This is a genomic window from Candidatus Nitrospira bockiana (assembly GCF_965152565.1).
The window spans coordinates 1590591-1610898 of record NZ_OZ224215.1 but is presented as its reverse complement, the minus strand read 5'-3'; the positions used below and the strand labels follow the sequence as shown (position 1 = coordinate 1610898).

The window sequence follows — 20308 nt, the reverse complement described above, 5'->3', positions numbered from 1 at the left end:
TGAGTCCGTTAGGTCCGTTGAGTCTGTTTAAGTCCGTTCAGAGCTAGGAACTGATCCGCTTCCGACGGACCTAACGGACCAAACCGACTGAACGGACCCAACATCTTCTAAGTGCTTTCTATGTTCACGTAGAGCTGCTCACCCCGCTTCACCACCTGGAAACGATCGAGCGGCCGCGGGGGTGGACCGGCCACGTTCCGCCCCGTCTTGTCGAACACGCCTTGATGGCACGGGCAGACGAACTGTTCACGCTCCTTGCTCCATGAGACCAGGCAGCCCAGGTCCGTGCACCGTCGCGAGAAGGCCGCGACGCCATCGTCCGTCCGCAGCACCATGATCTTCTGACCGCCGAGGTCCATGGCCACCGCCTCTCCGAGCGGCATCGTCGATTCCGTCCCGATCAGGACGGGCGCCGCCTGCCGGGGCTTCGGGCTGGGAATCAGGAACTGGAGAAACCGAACCCCCAATGTCCCCATGCCGAACAGCAGGCCGAACCCCATCACCGCCTGGCTCAGGAACCGCCTGCGACTACTGTCATCGTGGATGATGGCCATAACTGCCCCGTTAGTGCTGAGTGCTGAGTCCTGAGTGCTGAAGAAGAGCCCAGCATGCAACGTAGAGAAAGTTTCTCCCACTCTTGGTTCCCTATTCATTCCTCATTACTCCGTAATTCAATTCGCCTAACTCAATATCCGCTTCACGGTCTCACACTCAGGACTCAGCACTCAGCACTTTTCACTGCTTAAGAATATCCCTTCTCCCCATGCTGGCTCAGGTCGAGGCCGAGCAGCTCGGCGTCCGCGTCGACCCGCGCCGGCAGCACGAGCTGGAGCCCCTTCACGATCACGAACGTCGCCCCGGCGGCAAAGCTCCACACCGCCAGAACCGCAACGCACTGCGCGAAGAACTGATAGGGATAGCCGAAGAACAGGCCGTCGCTGCCGTCCGGATTGACGCCGGTCGACGCGAACAACCCGGTGGCGACCATGCCCCACGTGCCTCCGACCGCGTGCATCCCGAACACGTCCAAGGAATCGTCGTAGCCGAGAATCGGTTTGACGAAGTTGACGGCCATATAGCAGGCGCCGCCCGCGCCGATCCCGATGACGAGGGCCGACAGCGGGCCGACGTAGCCCGCGGCGGGCGCGATCGCCACAAGACCGGCGACGGCGCCGCTCACCGTCCCCAGCGCCGTCGGTTTGTCGCGTTGCAGCCACTCGGCGACCGTCCAGCTCAGCGCGGCCGCGCATGCCGAGGCCTGAATGGCGACGACGGCGATCGTGGAGGCCGCCATGGACGTGACCCGGGCGCCGGCCGAGAACCCGAACCAGCCCACCCACAGGAACCCGGCGCCGCACACCGACAGCGGCAAGGAGTTGGGCATCATTTCGGTGCGTCCGAACCCCCTTCGCGGGCCGATCAGGAGCACGCCGACCAGCGCGGTGACGCCGGCGGTCAGATGAATGACCGCCCCACCGGCGAAATCGAGGACGCCGAGATTCTCCAGCCATCCCCCTCCCCATACCCAGTGGGCCACGGGTGCGTACACGACGGTCACCCACAGGGACCCGAACAGCAAGAAAAACGAGACGCGCATCCGCTCGACGAGGGCGCCCGCAACCAGGGCCAGGGCCAGTGCGCCCGCAATGACGTCAGAGAACTGTTCGAGCGGCCGGTCGGCGGACCGGACAGTCCCAGCCGCCGACGGTTCACCGGTGACGGCCACCCCATCAACCATCACCCATCCGATCGACACCAGCGCGAGCGCCAGGAGCGGCAGCCCCATGGTGTTGACCACGTTCTTCTTCCTGACCATGCCCCCGTAGAACAGGGCTACGCCGGGGAGGGTCAGCATGAGGAGGGTCGTGGAGATCAGCAGCCAGGCCGTGTGATCGCTCGGCGACATCACGCGGCCCTGGGGAGGGAAATGTGATACTGACCTCGGCCACTCCTGTGGAGCGCAATCGTGCCGCATCGACTCAGCCGATCGACGGCTAGAAAGACCCTCGGCCAATCCATGCCGGTCATCGCACAGACCTGCTCGATGCTCTGCGGCCCCACGCCTCTCAGCACGGACAACAGCTCCTCGTCGACCGACGTCCGCTCATCTCGGTGCCTGAACGCCCTGCTCATGATGACCTCCATGATAGAAGGCGACATGGAGTGGTACGGTCAGCAACGTCTATGCCATCGGGAGTGATGAGGTTTTCTGGGAAAACTGACGCCATTTCCAGCGTGGGGGATCGCCAATGCGACAATTTTGTCTGGGACCCTACAAAAAGGAGGTGTGGAGCGTTTTAGAGAAGTGAGAGAGCTGCCCTTCCGGGGCTGATCGCGTTCGAGGTGCTTGCATACAAGACAGGCAATAGCGAGAATGGGCAGCCAGGCGAGGGGCGGCACCGAGCAGGTGCGAGGAGTTGACCCATCGAGGTCGTCCTCTACCCGGCCCCTGTGGGATGCGATGACCTAGGCAGGGAGGACGGATCTATGGAAGCCACATTTCGATCGGGCTCGATCGCGGACGCGACCGCCTGTGGCACCGTATGCTACGACGCCTTCAAGACGATCGCGGAACAGCACAACTTTCCCCCGGACTTTCCCTCACCCGACGCGGCGGTCGGCTTACTGACCATGGTCCTCTCGCACAAGGACGTCTACTCCGTGATCGCCGAGCGTGACGGTCGCGTGATCGGCAGCAACTTCCTCTGGGAAGGCGATCCCATTGCGGGCGTGGGACCCATTACCGTCCACCCTGCTGTGCAGAACGGCTCCATCGGACGGCGATTGATGGAGCGGGTTTTGGATCGGGCTCATGCACGGGGGTTCATCGGCGTGAGGCTCGTCCAAGCCGCCTACCATAATCGTTCGCTTTCCATGTACACCAAGCTCGGTTTCGATGCGCGCGAACCGCTGACGGTGCTGCAGGGCCCCCCGCTCGAACTGGAGATACCCGGCTACCGGGTGCGGCCCGCGACGATCGAGGATCTCGAGGCCTGCAATCGCCTCTGCGCGAGCATCCACGGCCATGCTCGCAGCCGTGAAGTGACCGATGCCATCGATCGAGGCACGGCACGACTGGTGGAACGTGGCGGGCGTGTGACGGCCTATGCGACGGCCATCGGCTTCTTTGCCCACGCGGTCGGGCAGACGAATGACGACCTGAAGGCGCTGATCGGTGCGGCGCCGGAGTTCACCGGTCCGGGGTTCTTGCTGCCGACGCGGAATGCGGAGTTGCTCCGGTGGTGCCTGGCGCAGGGGCTTCGGATCGTTCAACCCATGACGCTCATGAGCCGTGGTCTGTACCAGAAGCCGGCCGGGGCTTTTCTCCCTTCTGTCTTGTACTAGCCCGCATTCTTCATGACCGCGTCTCCAACCGGACGGTATCCGAGTGGATCATCAGTGACGCGCTCGGTGGGTGTCGCATGGATTCCCCGAGCGTTCGCCGTCCATTCTCACGACGTCGCCGCCGGCGATGGCTTCGTCTCTCACCGACCTCCATCCCTGCCCGGTCCATCGCTCGAACCGACTGACGCGAAACGGAACCGAGCCCGCCGTGAACAGGTTGGGGCCATCATTGAGCTGAACATGCAGGTGCGGCACGAGTGAATTCCCGGAATTGCCTACCTGGCCCAGCGGCTCCCCTGCCCTCACCGTTTGCCCCGGACGCACGTTCAGCGAGTGCAGCCGGCAATGAGCGAGCAGGGCGTAGACGGATCCCGCTTGGAGCACGACATAATTGCCGGCGAAGCGCGACAGGTCGGCATTGACGCCTCGCGGGGCGAAGAGCGAGATCGGCAGGATGGTGAAGGCCAGATCCTTGATGAGGTTGACGGGCGTCCGATCGGGGACGGCGTCGTGCGCTTGGACGACCACGCCCTCGAAGGGGGCATAAATCGGTTGTCCCCAGCCGTACCATTCTTCCACGGGCTGCATGCCGAACATCCATCGGAGATAACCGGTCGAGACGTAGTCCCGCTGCTCCCCTTTCACCGCCAGGAGGTCGAAGGCCGATTCCGGATGACCGGGCGGCTGCATCACCCGCCATTCGCCTCTGACAGGAAGCTGGACGGTCAGCGGTGCTGTCATGCGACGTGCCTATTCTCGCGGGGCACCGATTGTATCAGAGCGCGGAACTCGTACGATTGCTCTATCTCGCTTGTCGAAATAGTCGACGGCCCTGGGATTACGCCCGATCCTACGTTCTCCGCATGGTAACCGACGGTCCGGATGAGGCAGCCAGCCCCACCGGATCTCATAGCCCTCGCCTCCGTCCCTGTATTAGACTGGAGCATCGTGCATCGAGACTTCTCACCAAGGAGGCGGCCATGAAACGGAGCACCGTGTTGTTCGGCGTCGTCCTCTTCTCCATCAGCAGCGTGCTCGGGTGTGATACGAGCCAGACCGGCGACAGCACAAGAAAAGCCGGAACGGCCGCCGATGCTCCGCTCTTCGCCCCGGCCGCATCGGCTGCTCGGGCGGCCAACGACGAAGGGGTGGGGCATTACCAGCAGGGGCACTGGGACGTGGCGATGGAGCATTTCCAGAAGGCCGTGAAAGCCGACGCGAATTCGGCGGTCGTGCATTACAACATGGCGCTGACGTACGACAAGATGGGAAAACATGACGAGGCGACCGCCTCGTTCAAGAAAGCGCTGGAGCTCGCGCCGAACGATCCCACGATCAAGGAGTCGGAGATTCTCAAGAAGCACGTCAGCATGTAAGGGCACGACCGCCTAGACCGTTTGCACGCGGCGAGCGCACCGCCCGAACAGGAGAGGAGCGGCACTCGTCAGGCATGTCCCGCCGCTTTCGCTTCCGCACGGCAATCTCGGCGGCAATCCCCTTCCCGTCTCGACAGGTGTGAAGGGATGGGTTATAAGATGAGCGTGCCTTCGAAACACCGCGTTGCCAAGCACTGTGGTGAGACACCGCTTCCTGCCGACAAGATGAAGAAGCGGACCCACACACAAGATGTCAAAGCCTAATCAATTCACGATCGAGCTTGAGCAGGAAGACGACGGGCGCTGGATCGGCGAAGTGCCGGCGCTGCCGGGTGTGGTGGCGTATGGTGCCACTCGCACACAAGCACTAGTCGCAGTGCAAGCTCTGGCGCTTCGGGTCATGGCCGATCGCCTGGAACATGGTGAGGCTCTCCCTGATGAATTCTTGAACGTCTCGTTTATCGCGGCATGAGCCGCTGGCCTTCGACCCAGGCCTCTCGGGTCCTGTCCGCGCTGCTCCGCATCGATTGGCACATCAAACGAACCACAGGATCGCATCGCGTGCTGGCCCGTACAGATTGGCCCGATGTGGTGTTCGCCTTTCACGAGCGCGACGAGATCGGGCCAAAGATGCTTGCCCGTCTCGCAAAGCTCACGGGACTCACACCGGACGACCTATGAAGGCACGAGGGTCTTAAGCCATTTCGCCCTCTCTCGCACGCTAATCTCTCAGCCCTCCTCAAGGCCTGCGGACAGTGAACGACGGCACGACCAAACAGATCCGCGAGGTGGTGGATGCCGTCTATCGCTCCGAGTCGCGCCAAGTGCTCGCCACGCTCATCCGCTTGCTCGGCGATTTCGATGCCGCCGAGGAGGCGTTGCACGAGGCGTTTGCGGCGGCGGTGGAGCAATGGGGACGGGACGGCGTGCCGACCAACCCGCGGGCCTGGCTCGTCTCGACCGGCCGATTCAAGGCGATCGACGGAATGCGCCGGCGCGCTCGATTCGACGCGTCGATGGAGGAGCTGGCCAAGCAACTGGACACGACGACCAGCACCGATCCTGACGCCGAGGAATGGGACGAGGAGAGCGTCGAGGACGATCGCCTGCGGCTGATCTTCACCTGTTGCCACCCCGCCTTGCCGCCGGAGGCGCAAGTCGCGATGACGCTGCGCGAAGTCTGCGGGCTGACCACGGAGGAGATCGCCCGCGCCTTCCTCACCAAGCCGGCCACCGTCGCTCAGCGGATCGTACGCGCCAAGGCGAAGATCCGAGACGCGCGCATCCCCTATGTCGTGCCCTCCGAGCGGGACTTGCCGGGCCGGCTCGACGCGGTGCTGCGCGTCGTCTACCTCGTGTTCAACGAGGGCTACTCCGCCTCATCCGGCGGCTCGGTCACGCGGCACGATCTCTGCGGTGAGGCGATCCGCCTGGGACGCTTGCTCGCCCAGTTGCTCCCGGAGCCCGAAGCGATCGGACTCTTGGCGCTGATGCTGCTCCACGATTCGCGACGCGCGGCGCGGATGTCGCCGACGGGCGATCTGATCCTCCTCGAGGACCAAGACCGCTCGTTGTGGAACCGCGATCAAATCAAGGAGGGGCTTTCCCTCGTGGAACGCGCGCTGTCATCCCGCCAGGTGGGCCCATATATCCTGCAGGCGGCGATCGCAGCCGTGCACGCCCAGGCGCCCACGGCCGCGGCCACGGACTGGGCACAGATCGTCGCACTCTACGACGTGCTGCTTCAGGCCAATCCTTCGCCGGTCGTCGAGCTGAATCGCGCGGCCGCGGTGGCCATGCGGGACGGACCAGCCGCGGGCCTGGCCCTCATCGACGCCATCCTCGCCCGTGGCGAGCTCACGAACTACCACCTGGCACACGCGGCCCGGGCGGACCTCTGCCGGCGCCTGGGACACACCGTGGAAGCCCGAGCCTCTTATGAACGGGCGCTCAGGCTCACGCAGCAGGAGCCGGAACGGCGATTTCTGGAGCGGCGGTTGCGCGAATTGGACTGAAGCGGCGATCGGCTCTACGGGTAACCAGACTAGGGGTTTGGCTGACCGCCTTCTTTGAGTCGTGTTCTGATCCAGGATGGTTTTCGACGGCAGTCCAGTACAGCAAACACACGAACCAATTCTCCTTCTACTCTGTAGTAGATGGCAAACGGAAATCGTTTGGAGAGGCACCGATGATAGCCGTACATCACCTGATGAATTCCTGCGAACGATAGAAGGGAATCAATATCGGAGAAGAGACAGTCGACGAAATAGGAGCCGAGGCCGGATTCGCAGTCCTCGTAAAACCGAAAACCCTTGATCAAGTCCTCCTGGGCTTGATCGAGGATCTCGATTTTCACGAGAGCTTCTTACGGATATTGGCTTTGGCTGTCTCCCAATCGGTGAAGCGAGATTGCCCGTCGGCCAGTTGCTGCTCACGATCATCGAGGACGTCTTTGTGCCAGGCAGGAGACTCGACGGCTTCCGGGGTGCGCGCAAGATCCTCCCAAAGCAACTCCATGGCCGCAAGCTTTTCCTGGAGTGTCATATCTCTGAGAGGCAGGTTGAACGGCATGTGGCTAGTATACAGTAGATGCTCATTGATTCAAATCCTCCTGTCTCGTTCGCGGCGATGTGTCATGGACCATCAGAGACCGCATGCGAGCGCGCGCACCCTATGATCTGATCGCCGAGAAGTGGTCGCGCGAGCGCGGTCTATCCGGGTTCCGCGAGAAACCATATGTCGACCGCTTTCTCGACCTCGTCGAACCTGGAGCACATCTTCTCGATCTCGGGTGTGGGACAGGCACACCCATTGCCCGATACCTCCTCGACCGCGGACACCGGGTCACCGGCGTTGATTCATCTCGCGAGATGCTCCGCCTGGCCCGCATGAATTGCCCCGAGGCGGACTTGATCGCGGGAGATCTATCGGCCATCGACCTTTCTCACCGTTATGACGGAATCGTTGCCTGGGACTCAATCTTTCATGTCCCGAGAGCGCAGCATGGAACATTGTTTCACCAGATGCACGAGTGGGTAAGGCCGGGCGCGCCAGTCCTTCTATCGGTAGGCGGCCGCGAGGATGAGTTCATCGCTCCGATGTTCGAGGTGGATTTCTTCTACAGCGGTCATGCACCCGACGTCAGCGCAGCGCTGCTCCGTGAGGCCGGCTTCGAGATCCTTCTGTCAGAAGTCGATGATCCATCATCCAGAGGGCACGTCGCAGTCCTTTGTCGCAAAGCGGTTCAGATATCGATCGCCGGCCAAAAGGGCTAGTCTTGTCATTCGGTGGCTAGAAAGGGAAGTCCAATGAAGCCACGCATCAACGTGCTCACATTGGGTGTGAACGATTTGGAGAAGGCGCTCGCCTTTTACCGCGATGGGCTCGGATTGCCGACGGAGGGGATTGTCGGGACGGAGTTTGAGAACGGCGCGGTGGTCTTTTTCAAGATGAAGGACGACCTGATCCTGGCGCTCTATCCGAAAGCTGCCTTGGGCAAGGATGCGAAGGTCGCCGTGGGTCCATCAAATCCCGCAGACTTCTCCATCGGTCACCTCGTCAACTCGAAACAGGAAGTCGATGAGATCATGGCGCAAGTGGCGCGAGCCGGTGCACGGGTCACGGACCCGCCGCACGAGCGCTTCTGGGGAGGCTACTCCGGCTATTTTCAGGACCTGGACGGACACCTTTGGGAGATCGCGTGGAATCCTGAGTGGGAAGTCGAGGACTGACAGGCATGAACGAAGGCTCGAGACTACAGAAGGACGATCAGTAGCTGATGAATTTCGCGAAGAGCATCCTGATGCGCGCATTCGGTCGTCCCCGCGGCATGTTGGGAAGGTTGGGCGGCATGATCATGGCCCGCACCAACCGGCGGATCGCCGAGCGAGCGATCGAGCTGCTCGACGCTCAGCCGAATGACAGCGTGCTCGAGGTTGGCTTCGGGCCTGGTGTCGGCATCGAGCTGCTCGCTCGTTCCGCCTCATCGGGCTTGGTCGCCGGGATCGATCCATCTACAGAGATGGTCGATCAGGCAACGGCTCGAAACGCCGAGGGCATCAGAACCGGGCGGGTCGTGCTCAAGCAAGGCGTCGCGGAGAGCGTGCCGTTCAAGGATGCGAGGTTCGACAAGGCCTTGGCGATCAATTCCATGCAGATCTGGCCGGATGCCGGAGCAGGGCTCCGAGAGATCCGGCGTGTCCTGAAACCCGGAGGCAAGCTCGTGCTCGGATTCACCCCCTATTCCGGACAACGGAAAGAGGGGTTGCTTGAACTGCTCGCCGAGGCGGGGTTCGCCGGTGTACACGTGAAGGATGTGAACGAAGATTTCTGTGTTGTCGCGGTGAAGCCATGACCGAAGCAGAACCGTCCGAGTTACGCCGAGGGGAGTGTACTGATGAAGGCAAGCAGCCGTTCCTGAGCGTCGGCTTCCAGCGTCCGGAAAAGGACGCCAAACTCCCAGGCGGTCGCCCATCGAACTTCCGCAACTTCGATCATGATCGGTGGCCCATCCCCGGGGTGGAGGCTCAGGCTCACCGCTGCTCCCGGCTGAAGCACGGTTCCGCTGGCAATGCGACAGCCATTAATGGAAAGGTCGCGGATCACGCCCACCCCCTCGGTATCCCCGTCGAAGGCGACTGGCAATTGGACGGAAAAGCGCTGAACGGCTCGTGAGATCAGAACCACCTCCACTCAGTGATCAGTCCGGTTCGCAAACGCTTCCTGAGTTCGACCCATGCTTCACGGTGATGCAGCAGATCCTTCGTTGCTCGGCAGTTCAGCCTGTGACATTTGGAGACATCAGAAAGCGCTTGATGAGGACATCGGCCTTTTCGTGGTGAAGGGCAGGCTGGCTCAAGACATGGACAAGAATAGGGGTCAGAATGTCCCTCTTTTCGTTTTTTCATGTGGCAGGTGTCACTCCCCCCCAATCCCCAGGCAAAATTTCTCCATTTCTAACGGCATCAACGAATCCATGAAAGCTCGGGCTTCGCTGGCCGATCGTTCTTGCATTCAGACACTTTGCAATCTCTTCGGCGAGCACAGCTGTATAAGCTTGCTCTCCCAACAACTGCTTTAGATGCCGCTTAGGATTCAGGATATCGTCCGGTTGAGAGCTATCTATCTGGCCAAGATCGCGCCCTAGGTATGTTCTTAGCCCTGTGGCATCAGCAAAATACCAAGCCTCAAGATGCCATTGTGCGTATGCATACTGTATTGTTGCCTGGATCTTCGGACCGAGGCGTACGGGAAGTTGTTCCTGTAATGGGCGGATGACGTCATCGGGGCTTTTACCATCAAGATCCATCAGAACAACAAATTTATCCGGCGGGGCAGCGATGTTTTCATACCACGCGGCCTTCACAAGCCTTTCTGCCATCTCGACATTGAGCGCCTTACTTCTTGGCGGTATACGTATTTCGGTCACAAAGATATCTTCAGACTTTAGGTGCTCCACCAGGTGAGGCAGAGAACGGCGTTCGGTTTCGCCCGAGGCGACGACGATTACGCGTTTTGCCATCTTGCTTAGCCCCCGAAGCCTTTGGTCTCGTAAAACTCCCCGAGTCCGAACCCAGAAGCTTCCAACGCTTGCCGGACAGAATCCACATTCTTTTCCCGCTTCACGCGTGTGCCTAGCTGGCCGGTGTGCCGAACGACATAAATAGCTGCAGGCTCATTCAGGAAGTCGAGCAGGAGAGGGGAGTGCGTCGTCACAAGGATCTGAACGCGATCACGCGCCTTCAAAAGGTATTCGGCAAAGGAGGCCAAGGCTGTTGGGTGAATATGGTTCTCCGGCTCCTCAATCCCGATCAAGTTCGTGCCGGCTTCACCAAAAAGCGCTGTCATGAGAGCCAGCATACGAAGAGTTCCACTGGATACTCCCATTTGATGCACTGAATATTGAAGCCCAGGTTCGGTCTGTACAAAATAAAAGCGATCCTCAGATTCGCGAGGCTCAATGTTCGACGGCAATCCTAAGACCGACCGAGTCGCCGACACAATCTGAGTGAAAATTTCCGGCGAAGCCTTATGAAGCAAGTAAAGCCTCTCACCAAGGTTTCGGCCGTAAGGATCGAAATGAGACGAGTCCAAATTGGCCCAGTCACGGCGGAGCAGGAACGGGTTCGGATCGAAGAAACCCCAGCGGCTCACGAATTCTGCGACGCCACGCGCTGGAAACGCTGCATCAGCCGCCGCCGCTGCAAGCGCACAGGCTGTTGGGCCCTGTTGTAGGGTAACCCTCTGCCCTGCCTTCTCAGCAGACCACCACCATCCCATTCCATTATTGGCATCGAGCAGGCGGTTTGGCGGAGAGCCGCAAGGCAATTCATCAACGTGCTCTTGAACGGAGAACTCGTAGCCTTCTCTTGCAAGCCGGATCGACCATTCGTAGACCTTGCCAGCATCTTCTAGACGCACTGTAAGCTCAATCTGTCGAGCTTCCTCTCCTTTCCAGGCCAGATGGAGAATTCCACCACGCGAGAAGACAGGCTGTCTGAAGTCACGTTCTTGTACTCCCTCATGAAGGAAGCGAAGCGCATCCAGTATGGTGCTCTTTCCTGAGGCGTTCGTGCCAATGAACACATTTAGGTCACGAAGTTCGATGCTTTCATCGCGTAGGCTGCGGTAGCGGATCGCTTTAAATGTTAAGAGCTTCATTCGTCAACCCTTCGACTCAGAATGAGTTCGGCGCAAGGTTGTCTTTTTATTGCTGGGCGGAAAAGAAGACCGCTCCCGGCACAGCAAATTACTGTCCGCCTAAGGCCTTATTGCTTCCAACAGACACAACCGCCTTCCAGTAGCGTGCTGCCAACGAACTTCTTTACTCATTTTTTTCTTTACCGCTAAAGGGGGAAGAAAAGGGGTCGGGAGTCTTATCCTCTACATCTCATGTCGGCGAAACCACCATCGTCCACGTAGTCCAGAATGCGCTCCGACGAGAACGGAAACCATGCCCCGCATCGACTCCCGACCCCTTTTCTCCGGGCCCTCACCTTCCCCGGTATGCGCCACGATCAGCAGCCGATTCCGATTCGAAGCGCCAAAGGTCACAAAGCGCTGCTCTCCAACAGAATGGTCTGGATCCGCGCCCGTAACCGACAATACATCAAGAAAGACCGTTGATGCTTCCTCAAATGAGACCCCATGCTTCTTCAGATTGGCACGGCCTTCTTCGGGTCCCAAGAGAATTTCATTCAAGTCTCATCACCGCAGGCCCAAACGAACCTTGGCTCATTGCGTCGAGATAGTCATCCCGGCTACCTGCTGATCGGAACTTCATTTCACAATGATCTATTTCGCGCGGAATATCGCTTGCTTATGATGATTTGTCAAGCAACGTCATTGACTTCACGCTGAACGAACCCTTTAGGTAAATGGCTTAGAGGGACGCCTCTCGTCGAATTCGAATTCCTCGTCAGCCGACGGCTCATCTTAAGAGAGATCAACCGAGGCGTTCGAGATCCGCTGATGTGTAGTGCGTGTCAAGTCAGGTCAGCCGCGCGCCGAGACGGCGGACAGCGCCACCGCGGATCGATCAGACAATCAGTGAACCGATCCACGCCGGGCAGCCCAACCGAAGGCCTTGATTTCCCTGCCGGTGGCTGACTGTCGATTTTGCCCATCCCCGACGACTATAGGATGTCCACGGCGCTTGAGGTTTCCATCGGAACCGGATCGCCGGGGGTCACACAGGGAGGCCGCCGTCATCCTGTTCAAATCTCGTGCAGTCGTCACCGTCGTTCGAATTCTGGTGCAAGGAGCCGCGCTTTATGCCAAGAATCACGCCGTTCCTGTGGTTCGACAACCAGGCCGAGGAAGCGGCACGCTTTTACGTTTCGGTTTTCAAGAACTCGAGGATCGTGACGATGACCCATTATGGAGAAGCCGGGCCCGGTCCCAAAGGCACCGTGATGACCGTGGTCTTTCAGCTCGAGGGGCAAGACTTCATCGCATTGAACGGCGGGCCGCACTTCACATTCACGGAGGCCATCTCATTCTCCGTAAGCTGTACGACGCAGGAGGAAGTCGACGAGTATTGGGACAAGCTCTCTCGAGGCGGAGAAGAAGGGCCGTGCGGCTGGCTGAAAGACCGATATGGCTTGTCATGGCAGATCACGCCTACGATTTTGAACGAGATGCTGAACGACCCGGATCCTCAGAAGTCGAAACGAGTGATGGAAGCCATGCTCCAAATGGGCAAAATCGACATTGAACGTTTGAAGCAGGCATACGAGAATTCGTGACCCGGTTGCGACCGACTACCTGGAGACCGCCCCATGAAATATTTGTTGCTGATCTACGGTGACGAGGAGGCGCTGAGCGAGACCGAGCGGCGCGACTGTTACGTCGAGTCCGCGCAGCTCGCTCAGGAGCTGAAAGCCAACGGACACTATCTGGGGGCGAACCCCTTGCATCCGACTTCCATGGCGACCAGTGTCCGCGTGCGCAACGGCAAGCGGCTCGTCACGGACGGGCCGTTCGCCGAGACGCACGAGCAGCTCGGCGGCTACTTTCTCGTCGACGCGAAGGATCTCGACGAGGCCATCGCGATCGCGGAGCGCATTCCGATGGCGCGGAAAGGGACCGTGGAAGTTCGACCGGTGATCGAGATACCGGGTTTGCCGAACTGATCGCGAATCATCAGAGAATAATCAGAAAGGAGACCGTCATGGCAACACAGGTCAAGCCCATTCCGACTGGCTATCACAGCATTACTCCGGCGTTGACGGTTCGGGAAGTGGACAAGGCCATCGACTTCTATACGCGCGCCCTTGGCGCCGAGCAACGGAGTCGGTTCGTCGGGCCGGATGGAAAAAGCATCATGCATGCGGAGCTCAAGATCGGGAACTCCGTCATCATGCTCGGGGGTGAGCAGGTCGAGCACGGCTGCCGCAGCCCGCAGTCGCTGGGAGGGACACCGGTCGCGCTGTACCTGTACGTCGAAGACGTTGATAAGGCGTTTGCCCGCGCCACCTCAGCCGGCGCAACCGTGGCGATGCCGGTCACCGATATGTTCTGGGGTGATCGATGCGGGCAGTTTGTCGATCCGTTCGGGCACAAATGGAGCGTGGCAACCCGCAAAGAGGATCTCTCGCAAGAAGAAATCCAGAAACGTGGACACGCCTTTTTTGCTCAGATGCAAGCAAGCGAGACTCGGTAGACGGAGTCGAGGGACGAGGCGTGGCCGTCGCCGAAGGAGCTCACGAACCAGAGGACTGAGATGAAATACATGTTGCTCGTTCACCATGATGAAGAGGCGTTCGGGAAGCTGAACGAGGCCACGCGGCAAGCGATGCTGGCGGAATCGATCCAGCTCACCCACCAGCTTCACGGCAACGGCCAATACGTGAGCGCGTCACCGTTGCACCCGGCGGATACGGCCGCCATCGTCCGCGTGCGCGACGGGAGGCAGATCGTCACCGATGGGCCGTTTGCGGAGACGAAGGAGCAGCTCGCCGGCTACTTTCTGATCGATGCCAAAGACTTCAATGAGGCAGTCCTCATCGCCACTCGTGTGCCCGGGGCACGGATCGGCACGGTGGAGGTGCGGCCGGTGAGAGAGGTGCCGGGCCTGCCCCATGAATAACCGGCGGACTGCCACGGCTTCCCGGCGCCGTCGATTTCACGCCTCGCGGACGACAAAAGGATGCGGACACCGGGGACCTGATCTCCAGACACCGAGATAAAGAAAGGATGAAGCAGCCGGCCCCGCTGCCTAAGACGAACCGGGCCTTGTCGATTTCGAGCATGCAGAACGACTAGTCGATGTCAGGGGAACGTTCACCACGATGAAGGAGGATGCCATGTCGCAACAGACACCACAACACGATTATCTCTTGCTCTTTCGCGGCACCGACTGGGAAAAGCGGCTGTCGCCGGAGCAACACCAGAGGGTCGTCTCCGACTGGATGACGTGGTTCGAGGGGCTGATCCAGCAGGGCAAGTGCACGGGCGGCCATCCGCTGCACGGCGAGGGCAAGCTCGTGTCCGGCGAGAACGGACTGCTCGTCACCGATGGCCCGTTCGCCGAATCCAAAGAAGCGATCGCCGGCTACTTCTACCTTCGCGTCGCCGGCATGGATGAGGCGCTCGACATCGCCAAGCGATGTCCGGGGCTCGAACACGGTTGTGTCGTCGAAGTCCGGCCGGTGGCCGCGACGTGCGCGGAGAGAACACGTGCGTCGGATCAGGCGAGTCGCGCCGAACAGTTGACGGGAACATCGCTGTGATCACAGGGCCGAGATCTGATGGATCATGGCGGTTGAGACGAGCGGACACTGAAGCGGGTCTTCTGCAAAGGAGAGCATGATGAGCACGGTACGGCTATTGGTTGGGACACGCAAAGGCGCATTCGTGCTGACCTCGGACGGCACACGCAAGAACTGGGACATCAACGGTCCATTGTTCGGCGGCTGGGAACTGTACCACCTCAAGGGATCGCCGGCTGATCCGAATCGGGTTTACGCGTCCCAGACCAGCGGCTGGTTCGGACAGGTCATCCAACGCTCGGATGACGGCGGAAAAACGTGGTACGCCCCTGGCACCAAACCCGAAGACCTCATGGGGCCGGATGGCATGCCGAAGGGCGAGAGCAACATGTTTCTCTACGATGCGTCCGCCGAGACCGGCAGGCCGCTCACCACGCATCAATGGTACGACGGCACGCAAAAGCCCTGGGAGTTCAAGCGCGTCTGGCATCTCGAGCCGTCGCTGAGCGACCCCGATGTCGTCTATGCCGGCGTCGAAGATGCGGCCTTGTTCCGCTCGACCGACGGCGGTCGGTCGTGGCAGGAGCTGCCCGGGCTGCGCGCGGTGAAAGGGAATCTCTGGCAACCCGGCGCGGGCGGGATGTGCCTGCACACGATCGTGCTGGACCCCAATAATCCGAAGCGGATCCTCGTCGCCATCTCGGCCGCCGGTGTTTTCGGGAGCGACGACGCCGGCGCGACGTGGCGGCCCATGAACCGGGGACTGCAGTCGAAATATGAATTACCGGACCCCGATGCCGAGGTCGGCCACTGCGTGCACCGGATCGCCATGCACCCTTCCCGCCCGAATGTGCTGTTCATGCAGAAGCACTGGGACGTCCTGCGCAGCGACGATGCCGGCGGGTCGTGGCACGAAATCAGCGGGAACCTGCCATCCGACTTCGGCTTCCCGATCGCAGTACATGCCCATGAGCCGAAGACGATCTACGTCGTCCCGATCAAGAGCGATTCCGAGCACTTCCCGCCGGACGGGAAGCTGCGCGTCTACCGCAGCCGGACGGGCGGGAACGAATGGGAACCGCTGACCAAAGGCCTGCCGCAACGCGACTGTTACGTGAACGTGCTGCGCGACGCGATGGCGGTTGATGCGCTCGATCCGTGCGGCCTCTACTTCGGCACGACCGGCGGACAGGTGTATGGGTCGTCGGACAACGGCGACAGTTGGACCGCGATCGTCCACGATTTTCCGGCGGTGCTGTCCGTAGAGGTCCAGACCTTGTAGAAGGTTGAGGTTGAGGTTAAGGTTAAGGTCCAGTGATGTTCTGGACGACTAACGTTTAACAAATAACGTTTAACGAAGAACATTTAACGGTTAACGACTGCCATGGTCCGAATCATCCTTCCCGCCCATCTGCGGACATTGGCGCGCGTGGACGGCGAGGTGAAACTGGAGGTCGACGGTCCGGTCACGCTCGGCTCGGCGTTGGATGCGCTCGAGGCGCGCTATCCGATGTTGCGGGGAACGATCCGCGACCACGTCACCCGGCGGCGCCGGCCGTTCATCCGGTTCTTCGCCTGCGAGCAGGATCTGTCCCACGAATCGCCGGATGCCTCCCTCCCCGACGCCGTCGCCACGGGCGCCGAGCCGTTCCTGATCGTCGGCGCCATGGCGGGCGGCTAGGAGGGGCGAGGGGCACGGACCCCCTTGAGACCATGCGATGAATGGCCCATACTGAGCGCCATGGACGGCCGGTCGATCTCCCCCTGCGATACGCTCGCCGAACAATACCGGACGCTGCTCGAGGTCGCGGAGCTGATCTCGACCCGCCACAACCTCCATGAGCTGTTTCAGGACCTCACCCAGCGGCTGCCTCGCGTCGTGCAGGTGAATTTCATCGCGCTCTCCTTGTACGACCCCGCGTGCCATGTGATGCGGCTCCACACGCTGCAGGCGAATGTGCCGGCCGACATCATCGGGGGCTACGGGGAGCCGATCGAAGAGACGCCGGCCGGCTTGGTGTGGCAAACGCAGCAGCCCATCGTCGTGCCGAACGTCGCGGAAGAAGTCCGCTGGCCGACCGTCACGCAACGCATGCGGGAAGACGGCATCAGCTCCTTCTGCATCGTGCCCCTGACCACGGCGCTGCGGCGGCTCGGCGCCATGGGATTTGCCAGTATCCAGAAGGCAGCCTACGGCGAGGCGGACGTCGCCCTGCTCCAACAGATCGGCAGACAGGTCGCGGTGGCCGTCGACAACGTCCTCCACCACGAGGAGTTGAGCCGGGATCGGGATCGGCTCCGGTTTCTCCTCGAGGTCTCGGAATCCATCGTGTCGCATCGCGACCTCACGGGACTCTTTCGCGATCTCGCCAGGCGTCTCCCCGCCATGGTCCCGTTTGAGTTCATCGCGCTCACGCTGCATGACCCCGAGAGAAACGTCATGCGCGTGCACACCCTCGGCACCGCCGAAGCCGACAGTATTCCGCCCGGGTTGGAGCTGCCCGTCGAGGGTTCCTTCAGCGGATTGGTCTTCAGGACGCAACAGCCCCTCGTGGTGCCGCGCCGAGAGGAAGAGACGCGTTTTCCCAACACCACGGCCCTGCTGCGCGGCATCGGCGTCGAATCCTACTGCCTCCTCCCGCTCACGACGGCTGTACGACGCTTGGGGGCAATGGGATTCGGCAGCTTCAGCCCGTATGCGTTCGGCGAATCGGAGCTGAAATTCCTCCGGCAGGTGGCCGCCCAGGTCGCCGTCGCGGTGGACAACGTGCTGCATGAAGAGAGTGCGCGGTCCGCCCAGCGGCAACTGGCGCGTGAACGGGACCGCCAGCAACTGTTGCTCGAGGTCAACAATGCCGTCGTGTCCAATTTGGACTTGAACGACGTGTTCACCGCCGTCAGCGCCTGTCTGCGCAAAGTCATCCAGCACGACAGCTCGAGCCTGCTGTTGTATGAGCCCGAGACCCGGCGGTATCGCATCCACATCCTCGACTTCATGAAGAACACCAACGTCGTCGAAGAAGGACAGGCGGATGCGCAGTGCAAGGCGCCCGCCGGTGTCGCGATCACGACCAAGAAGCCCGTGATCTTTCGGGAAGCGGATCTCAAGAGTTTGTCCCTGGAGTCGAAAGCCTGCGAGCACTTGCTCCATGAGGGGGTGAAGTCCCTCTGCTGCGTCCCGCTGCTCTCCCACCACCGCGCGCTGGGCGCGCTGAACGTGGGCAGGCGCGGGGAGGATGCGTTTGCCCAGGACGAGATCGATCTGTTGAGCCAGGTGGCCCAACAGGTGGCGATCGCCGTGGAAAATGCGCTGGCCTATCGCCAAATCGCGGCGCTGAAAGACAAGCTCGCGGAAGAGAAGCTGTACCTGGAGAACGAGATCCGGACCGAGCACAATTTCGAGGAGATGGTGGGCGACAGCGCCGCCCTCAAGCGCGTGCTCAAGCAGGTCGAAATCGTCGCTCCGACGGACTCGACGGTGCTCATCCAAGGCGAGACCGGGACCGGCAAGGAACTGGTCGCGCGCAGTCTCCACACCCTCAGCCGCCGTCGCGAACGTACGTTCGTCAAGCTGAACTGTGCCGCGATTCCCACGGGCCTGCTCGAAAGCGAGCTCTTCGGGCATGAAAAGGGCGCGTTTACGGGCGCCATCGCGCAGAAGATCGGGCGCTTTGAGTTGGCGAACGGGGGAACGATCTTTCTCGACGAAGTGGGGGAGATCCCGCTGGAGCTCCAATCGAAGCTGCTGCGGGTGTTGCAGGAGCAGGAGTTCGAGCGGTTGGGGAGCACGCGGACGATCCGCGTCGACGTGCGGTTGATCGCCGCCACGAACCGCGACCTGAGCCAAATGGTCGCCGAGAAACAATTCCGCAGCGATCTGTATTATCGGTTGAACGTCTTTCCGATCGTCGTCCCGCCGCTCCGGGAGCGCCGCGAGGACATCCCCGTGCTCGTTCGATATTTCGCGCAGAACTATGCGCGGCGCATGAACAAACGGATCGAGACGATTCCGGCCGAGGCGATGCACGCGCTGACGGCCTACTCATGGCCCGGCAACGTGCGGGAGCTGGAGAATTTCATCGAGCGCGCGGTTATCCTGTCGCAAGGGACCCAGCTTCAGGTGCCCATCGCCGAGCTGAAGATACCCGGCGGCGTGGAACCCAGAGGCGTGGAATCGAACGGCGTCACAACGCTGAAGATGGCCGAACGCGAGCACATCGAACGCGCCTTGCGGGAGGCCAAGTGGACGATCGGCGGGCCGTCCGGCGCCGCCGCCCGGCTCGGCATGAAACGCACCACGCTGCAGTCCAAGATGCGGAAGTTGGGCATCACCCGCCCGCAATAAGCCCACCAAGGCAGTGGGGCACAGCCTGCATTCGCCCCAATCTTCGATGCCGCCGTCCCAGGCGCACCTTCATTTCAGATCCGGCTTCCAGCCGCACCGACATCCGCGTCAGCTCCGACTGACAGGGGTACCGCCCGCCTTGGAGCCAGTCGCCGCTCACTCCTCCCTCCACGTCGTGAATGCGCCGATCCGTCGGCACCGTGCCACTCTTTCGGCGCGCGGACCACGTCACAAGATTCCCCTGCCGACGGAGGAAGCTGATCCCCTCTCAAAACCTCTCTTCTCTCCACGACTTGTCTTTCGTCTCGAGCCGCCGCGTGCCTGGAACGATCTATGCCATGTCGTACGGGGCACGAGCGTCGGATCACGTACGATCGACGGCGGGCAGGGCGGACGCAATCTGGAGGGAGGCCACCATGGCAACGGCAGTCAAAGCTCCGGCAAAAGGTTTGACGGACGACGAGGCCCTCGATGCACGACAGCTCACCAGTCCGACTGGATGTTGGCGATGCGGCGGCCTGATGGTGGTCGAGGACTATGTCGAGTTCCCCGTGTGGCGCTGCGTGCAATGCGGCGAAATGATCGATCCGGTGATCCTGCGAAACCGCCGGCAGAGCTCCCTGTGATGGCGGCGGCAACCCATGGTGACGAGATGGATGGTACGACTCACAGACGCAGCTTCTTGCAACGGACGGCATGGGCGACGGGCAGCGCGGGGCTCCTGCTTCTCATGACTGCCGGAGGACTCGAGCTGTCGACACAGTGGAAACCCGATCACTTCGGCTTTGGCACGCTCCTCCTGATGCTTCATCTGGCGTCCTGGGCGTACGTCCTCGGCCTCGCGGGGCTGCTGGTCAGCGCGGCCTCCTGGCTCGTGAGCCGGCCACACACCCGGTCGCCCCAGCGTGCAATGAGCCGGTGCTCCTCTTCGGGGAGGCGCCGTGACGTGGAACAGCCCGAGTTGAAACGCTGCTCCGCCTGGGTCGCATGACACGGACTGGGGGAACCGGACAGGAGGCTTGACGAACGAC

The 20308-nt window shown here is 61.2% G+C and carries 28 protein-coding genes; 18 read left to right on the top strand and 10 right to left on the bottom strand.

From position 1 onward, the window contains the following. Positions 1-107 precede the first annotated feature (107 nt). The 3 genes from ACWHYV_RS08040 to ACWHYV_RS08030 form a co-directional block, all read right to left on the bottom strand. A complete protein-coding gene (locus ACWHYV_RS08040; protein ID WP_447980129.1) occupies positions 108-554 on the bottom strand; it encodes a QcrA and Rieske domain-containing protein in 447 nt (148 codons plus the stop codon). Between the two features lie 188 nt (positions 555-742). After that, positions 743-1906 carry an ammonium transporter gene (locus ACWHYV_RS08035; RefSeq protein ID WP_447980128.1) on the bottom strand — a complete coding sequence of 388 codons (1164 nt, stop codon included), beginning with the start codon at positions 1904-1906 and terminating at the stop codon, positions 743-745. After that, a complete protein-coding gene (locus tag ACWHYV_RS08030; protein WP_447980127.1) occupies positions 1906-2133 on the bottom strand; it encodes a hypothetical protein in 228 nt (75 codons plus the stop codon). The genes ACWHYV_RS08035 and ACWHYV_RS08030 overlap by 1 nt, the downstream gene beginning before the upstream one ends. Positions 2134-2487: 354 nt before the next feature. Here ACWHYV_RS08030 and ACWHYV_RS08025 point away from each other — a divergent pair, with 354 nt between their 5' ends. After that, a complete protein-coding gene (locus ACWHYV_RS08025) occupies positions 2488-3345 on the top strand; it encodes a GNAT family N-acetyltransferase (protein WP_447980126.1) in 858 nt (285 codons plus the stop codon). A 51-nt stretch (positions 3346-3396) separates the two neighbouring features. Here the strand turns inward: ACWHYV_RS08025 and ACWHYV_RS08020 are convergent, their stop codons facing one another. Next, positions 3397-4086, bottom strand: a complete 690-nt coding sequence (locus tag ACWHYV_RS08020) for a M23 family metallopeptidase (protein ID WP_447980125.1) — start codon at positions 4084-4086, stop codon at positions 3397-3399. A gap of 239 nt (positions 4087-4325) precedes the next feature. Between ACWHYV_RS08020 and ACWHYV_RS08015 the strand changes: the two genes are divergently transcribed. From ACWHYV_RS08015 to ACWHYV_RS08000, 4 genes are all read left to right on the top strand, one after another. Next, complete coding sequence (locus tag ACWHYV_RS08015; protein WP_447980124.1) at positions 4326-4721, top strand: tetratricopeptide repeat protein; 396 nt, start codon at positions 4326-4328, stop codon at positions 4719-4721. Positions 4722-4971: 250 nt separating this feature from the next. Then, on the top strand, positions 4972-5193 hold the full coding sequence (locus tag ACWHYV_RS08010) for a type II toxin-antitoxin system HicB family antitoxin (RefSeq protein WP_447980123.1): 222 nt from the start codon (positions 4972-4974) through the stop codon (positions 5191-5193). Continuing rightward, positions 5190-5402, top strand: coding sequence for a type II toxin-antitoxin system HicA family toxin (locus ACWHYV_RS08005; RefSeq protein ID WP_447980122.1), 213 nt, complete (start codon positions 5190-5192; stop codon positions 5400-5402). The genes ACWHYV_RS08010 and ACWHYV_RS08005 overlap by 4 nt, the downstream gene beginning before the upstream one ends. Before the next feature lie 74 nt (positions 5403-5476). Then, positions 5477-6736 carry an RNA polymerase sigma factor gene (locus ACWHYV_RS08000; RefSeq protein WP_447980121.1) on the top strand — a complete coding sequence of 420 codons (1260 nt, stop codon included), beginning with the start codon at positions 5477-5479 and terminating at the stop codon, positions 6734-6736. Between the two features lie 29 nt (positions 6737-6765). Here the strand turns inward: ACWHYV_RS08000 and ACWHYV_RS07995 are convergent, their stop codons facing one another. Further along, positions 6766-7077 (bottom strand): type II toxin-antitoxin system RelE/ParE family toxin, encoded by a 312-nt coding sequence (locus tag ACWHYV_RS07995; RefSeq protein ID WP_447980120.1) that lies wholly within the window; start codon positions 7075-7077, stop codon positions 6766-6768. Further along, on the bottom strand, positions 7074-7292 hold the full coding sequence (locus ACWHYV_RS07990; RefSeq protein WP_447980119.1) for an addiction module protein: 219 nt from the start codon (positions 7290-7292) through the stop codon (positions 7074-7076). The genes ACWHYV_RS07995 and ACWHYV_RS07990 overlap by 4 nt, the downstream gene beginning before the upstream one ends. Before the next feature lie 83 nt (positions 7293-7375). Between ACWHYV_RS07990 and ACWHYV_RS07985 the strand changes: the two genes are divergently transcribed. The 3 genes from ACWHYV_RS07985 to ACWHYV_RS07975 are packed head-to-tail and all read left to right on the top strand — an operon-like array spanning position 7376 to position 9075. Further along, entirely contained in the window at positions 7376-7996 is a 621-nt protein-coding gene (locus ACWHYV_RS07985; RefSeq protein WP_447980118.1) for a class I SAM-dependent methyltransferase, read from the top strand. A 33-nt stretch (positions 7997-8029) separates the two neighbouring features. After that, positions 8030-8452 carry a VOC family protein gene (locus ACWHYV_RS07980; protein ID WP_447980117.1) on the top strand — a complete coding sequence of 141 codons (423 nt, stop codon included), beginning with the start codon at positions 8030-8032 and terminating at the stop codon, positions 8450-8452. Positions 8453-8499: 47 nt separating this feature from the next. Further along, positions 8500-9075, top strand: coding sequence for a class I SAM-dependent methyltransferase (locus tag ACWHYV_RS07975; RefSeq protein ID WP_447980116.1), 576 nt, complete (start codon positions 8500-8502; stop codon positions 9073-9075). Between the two features lie 20 nt (positions 9076-9095). Here ACWHYV_RS07975 and ACWHYV_RS07970 read toward each other — a convergent pair whose 3' ends face one another. The 4 genes from ACWHYV_RS07970 to ACWHYV_RS07955 all read right to left on the bottom strand — a co-directional run bounded on the left by ACWHYV_RS07970 (position 9096) and on the right by ACWHYV_RS07955 (position 11906). Further along, positions 9096-9407 carry a PilZ domain-containing protein gene (locus ACWHYV_RS07970; protein ID WP_447980115.1) on the bottom strand — a complete coding sequence of 104 codons (312 nt, stop codon included), beginning with the start codon at positions 9405-9407 and terminating at the stop codon, positions 9096-9098. A gap of 217 nt (positions 9408-9624) precedes the next feature. Next, positions 9625-10242, bottom strand: coding sequence for a DUF4276 family protein (locus ACWHYV_RS07965; RefSeq protein WP_447980114.1), 618 nt, complete (start codon positions 10240-10242; stop codon positions 9625-9627). A gap of 5 nt (positions 10243-10247) precedes the next feature. Next, entirely contained in the window at positions 10248-11381 is a 1134-nt protein-coding gene (locus ACWHYV_RS07960; protein ID WP_447980113.1) for an AAA family ATPase, read from the bottom strand. 222 nt (positions 11382-11603) lie between these two features. Continuing rightward, positions 11604-11906: a BrnT family toxin gene (locus ACWHYV_RS07955; protein WP_447980704.1), complete on the bottom strand. Its 303-nt coding sequence runs from the start codon at positions 11904-11906 to the stop codon at positions 11604-11606. Positions 11907-12493: 587 nt separating this feature from the next. Here ACWHYV_RS07955 and ACWHYV_RS07950 point away from each other — a divergent pair. The 10 genes from ACWHYV_RS07950 (at position 12494) to ACWHYV_RS07905 (ending at position 20268) form a co-directional block, all read left to right on the top strand. Continuing rightward, positions 12494-12967, top strand: a complete 474-nt coding sequence (locus ACWHYV_RS07950; protein ID WP_447980112.1) for a VOC family protein — start codon at positions 12494-12496, stop codon at positions 12965-12967. Positions 12968-13000: 33 nt separating this feature from the next. After that, positions 13001-13354, top strand: coding sequence for a YciI family protein (locus ACWHYV_RS07945; RefSeq protein WP_447980111.1), 354 nt, complete (start codon positions 13001-13003; stop codon positions 13352-13354). 38 nt (positions 13355-13392) lie between these two features. After that, entirely contained in the window at positions 13393-13884 is a 492-nt protein-coding gene (locus tag ACWHYV_RS07940; RefSeq protein ID WP_447980110.1) for a VOC family protein, read from the top strand. Positions 13885-13944: 60 nt separating this feature from the next. After that, positions 13945-14310 (top strand): YciI family protein, encoded by a 366-nt coding sequence (locus tag ACWHYV_RS07935; protein ID WP_447980109.1) that lies wholly within the window; start codon positions 13945-13947, stop codon positions 14308-14310. Positions 14311-14527: 217 nt separating this feature from the next. Then, positions 14528-14953: a YciI family protein gene (locus ACWHYV_RS07930; RefSeq protein ID WP_447980108.1), complete on the top strand. Its 426-nt coding sequence runs from the start codon at positions 14528-14530 to the stop codon at positions 14951-14953. A 79-nt stretch (positions 14954-15032) separates the two neighbouring features. Beyond that, positions 15033-16214, top strand: coding sequence for a WD40/YVTN/BNR-like repeat-containing protein (locus ACWHYV_RS07925; RefSeq protein WP_447980107.1), 1182 nt, complete (start codon positions 15033-15035; stop codon positions 16212-16214). 102 nt (positions 16215-16316) lie between these two features. Beyond that, on the top strand, positions 16317-16613 hold the full coding sequence (locus ACWHYV_RS07920) for a MoaD/ThiS family protein (protein WP_447980106.1): 297 nt from the start codon (positions 16317-16319) through the stop codon (positions 16611-16613). Between the two features lie 60 nt (positions 16614-16673). After that, on the top strand, positions 16674-19277 hold the full coding sequence (locus ACWHYV_RS07915) for a sigma 54-interacting transcriptional regulator (RefSeq protein WP_447980105.1): 2604 nt from the start codon (positions 16674-16676) through the stop codon (positions 19275-19277). A 416-nt stretch (positions 19278-19693) separates the two neighbouring features. Then, a complete protein-coding gene (locus ACWHYV_RS07910; RefSeq protein WP_447980104.1) occupies positions 19694-19903 on the top strand; it encodes a hypothetical protein in 210 nt (69 codons plus the stop codon). A gap of 26 nt (positions 19904-19929) precedes the next feature. Continuing rightward, complete coding sequence (locus ACWHYV_RS07905; RefSeq protein WP_447980103.1) at positions 19930-20268, top strand: hypothetical protein; 339 nt, start codon at positions 19930-19932, stop codon at positions 20266-20268. Positions 20269-20308: the final 40 nt, after the last annotated feature.

What these genes read in the sequence shown, in the direction of transcription:
- ACWHYV_RS08020 (WP_447980125.1), bottom strand. Translation starts at nt 4,086, where the DNA reads ATGACAGCACCGCTGACCGTCCAGCTTCCTGTCAGAGGCGAATGGCGG.
- ACWHYV_RS07930 (WP_447980108.1), top strand. Translation starts at nt 14,528, where the DNA reads ATGTCGCAACAGACACCACAACACGATTATCTCTTGCTCTTTCGCGGC.
- ACWHYV_RS07925 (WP_447980107.1), top strand. Translation starts at nt 15,033, where the DNA reads ATGAGCACGGTACGGCTATTGGTTGGGACACGCAAAGGCGCATTCGTG.
- ACWHYV_RS07905 (WP_447980103.1), top strand. Translation starts at nt 19,930, where the DNA reads ATGGATGGTACGACTCACAGACGCAGCTTCTTGCAACGGACGGCATGG.
- ACWHYV_RS08040 (WP_447980129.1), bottom strand. Translation starts at nt 554, where the DNA reads ATGGCCATCATCCACGATGACAGTAGTCGCAGGCGGTTCCTGAGCCAG.
- ACWHYV_RS07910 (WP_447980104.1), top strand. Translation starts at nt 19,694, where the DNA reads ATGGCAACGGCAGTCAAAGCTCCGGCAAAAGGTTTGACGGACGACGAG.
- ACWHYV_RS08025 (WP_447980126.1), top strand. Translation starts at nt 2,488, where the DNA reads ATGGAAGCCACATTTCGATCGGGCTCGATCGCGGACGCGACCGCCTGT.
- ACWHYV_RS07915 (WP_447980105.1), top strand. Translation starts at nt 16,674, where the DNA reads ATGGACGGCCGGTCGATCTCCCCCTGCGATACGCTCGCCGAACAATAC.
- ACWHYV_RS07960 (WP_447980113.1), bottom strand. Translation starts at nt 11,381, where the DNA reads ATGAAGCTCTTAACATTTAAAGCGATCCGCTACCGCAGCCTACGCGAT.
- ACWHYV_RS07920 (WP_447980106.1), top strand. Translation starts at nt 16,317, where the DNA reads ATGGTCCGAATCATCCTTCCCGCCCATCTGCGGACATTGGCGCGCGTG.
- ACWHYV_RS07945 (WP_447980111.1), top strand. Translation starts at nt 13,001, where the DNA reads ATGAAATATTTGTTGCTGATCTACGGTGACGAGGAGGCGCTGAGCGAG.
- ACWHYV_RS07940 (WP_447980110.1), top strand. Translation starts at nt 13,393, where the DNA reads ATGGCAACACAGGTCAAGCCCATTCCGACTGGCTATCACAGCATTACT.
- ACWHYV_RS07935 (WP_447980109.1), top strand. Translation starts at nt 13,945, where the DNA reads ATGAAATACATGTTGCTCGTTCACCATGATGAAGAGGCGTTCGGGAAG.
- ACWHYV_RS07965 (WP_447980114.1), bottom strand. Translation starts at nt 10,242, where the DNA reads ATGGCAAAACGCGTAATCGTCGTCGCCTCGGGCGAAACCGAACGCCGT.
- ACWHYV_RS08005 (WP_447980122.1), top strand. Translation starts at nt 5,190, where the DNA reads ATGAGCCGCTGGCCTTCGACCCAGGCCTCTCGGGTCCTGTCCGCGCTG.
- ACWHYV_RS07950 (WP_447980112.1), top strand. Translation starts at nt 12,494, where the DNA reads ATGCCAAGAATCACGCCGTTCCTGTGGTTCGACAACCAGGCCGAGGAA.
- ACWHYV_RS08010 (WP_447980123.1), top strand. Translation starts at nt 4,972, where the DNA reads ATGTCAAAGCCTAATCAATTCACGATCGAGCTTGAGCAGGAAGACGAC.
- ACWHYV_RS07975 (WP_447980116.1), top strand. Translation starts at nt 8,500, where the DNA reads ATGAATTTCGCGAAGAGCATCCTGATGCGCGCATTCGGTCGTCCCCGC.
- ACWHYV_RS08035 (WP_447980128.1), bottom strand. Translation starts at nt 1,906, where the DNA reads ATGTCGCCGAGCGATCACACGGCCTGGCTGCTGATCTCCACGACCCTC.
- ACWHYV_RS07980 (WP_447980117.1), top strand. Translation starts at nt 8,030, where the DNA reads ATGAAGCCACGCATCAACGTGCTCACATTGGGTGTGAACGATTTGGAG.
- ACWHYV_RS08030 (WP_447980127.1), bottom strand. Translation starts at nt 2,133, where the DNA reads ATGAGCAGGGCGTTCAGGCACCGAGATGAGCGGACGTCGGTCGACGAG.
- ACWHYV_RS07990 (WP_447980119.1), bottom strand. Translation starts at nt 7,292, where the DNA reads ATGCCGTTCAACCTGCCTCTCAGAGATATGACACTCCAGGAAAAGCTT.
- ACWHYV_RS07985 (WP_447980118.1), top strand. Translation starts at nt 7,376, where the DNA reads ATGCGAGCGCGCGCACCCTATGATCTGATCGCCGAGAAGTGGTCGCGC.
- ACWHYV_RS08015 (WP_447980124.1), top strand. Translation starts at nt 4,326, where the DNA reads ATGAAACGGAGCACCGTGTTGTTCGGCGTCGTCCTCTTCTCCATCAGC.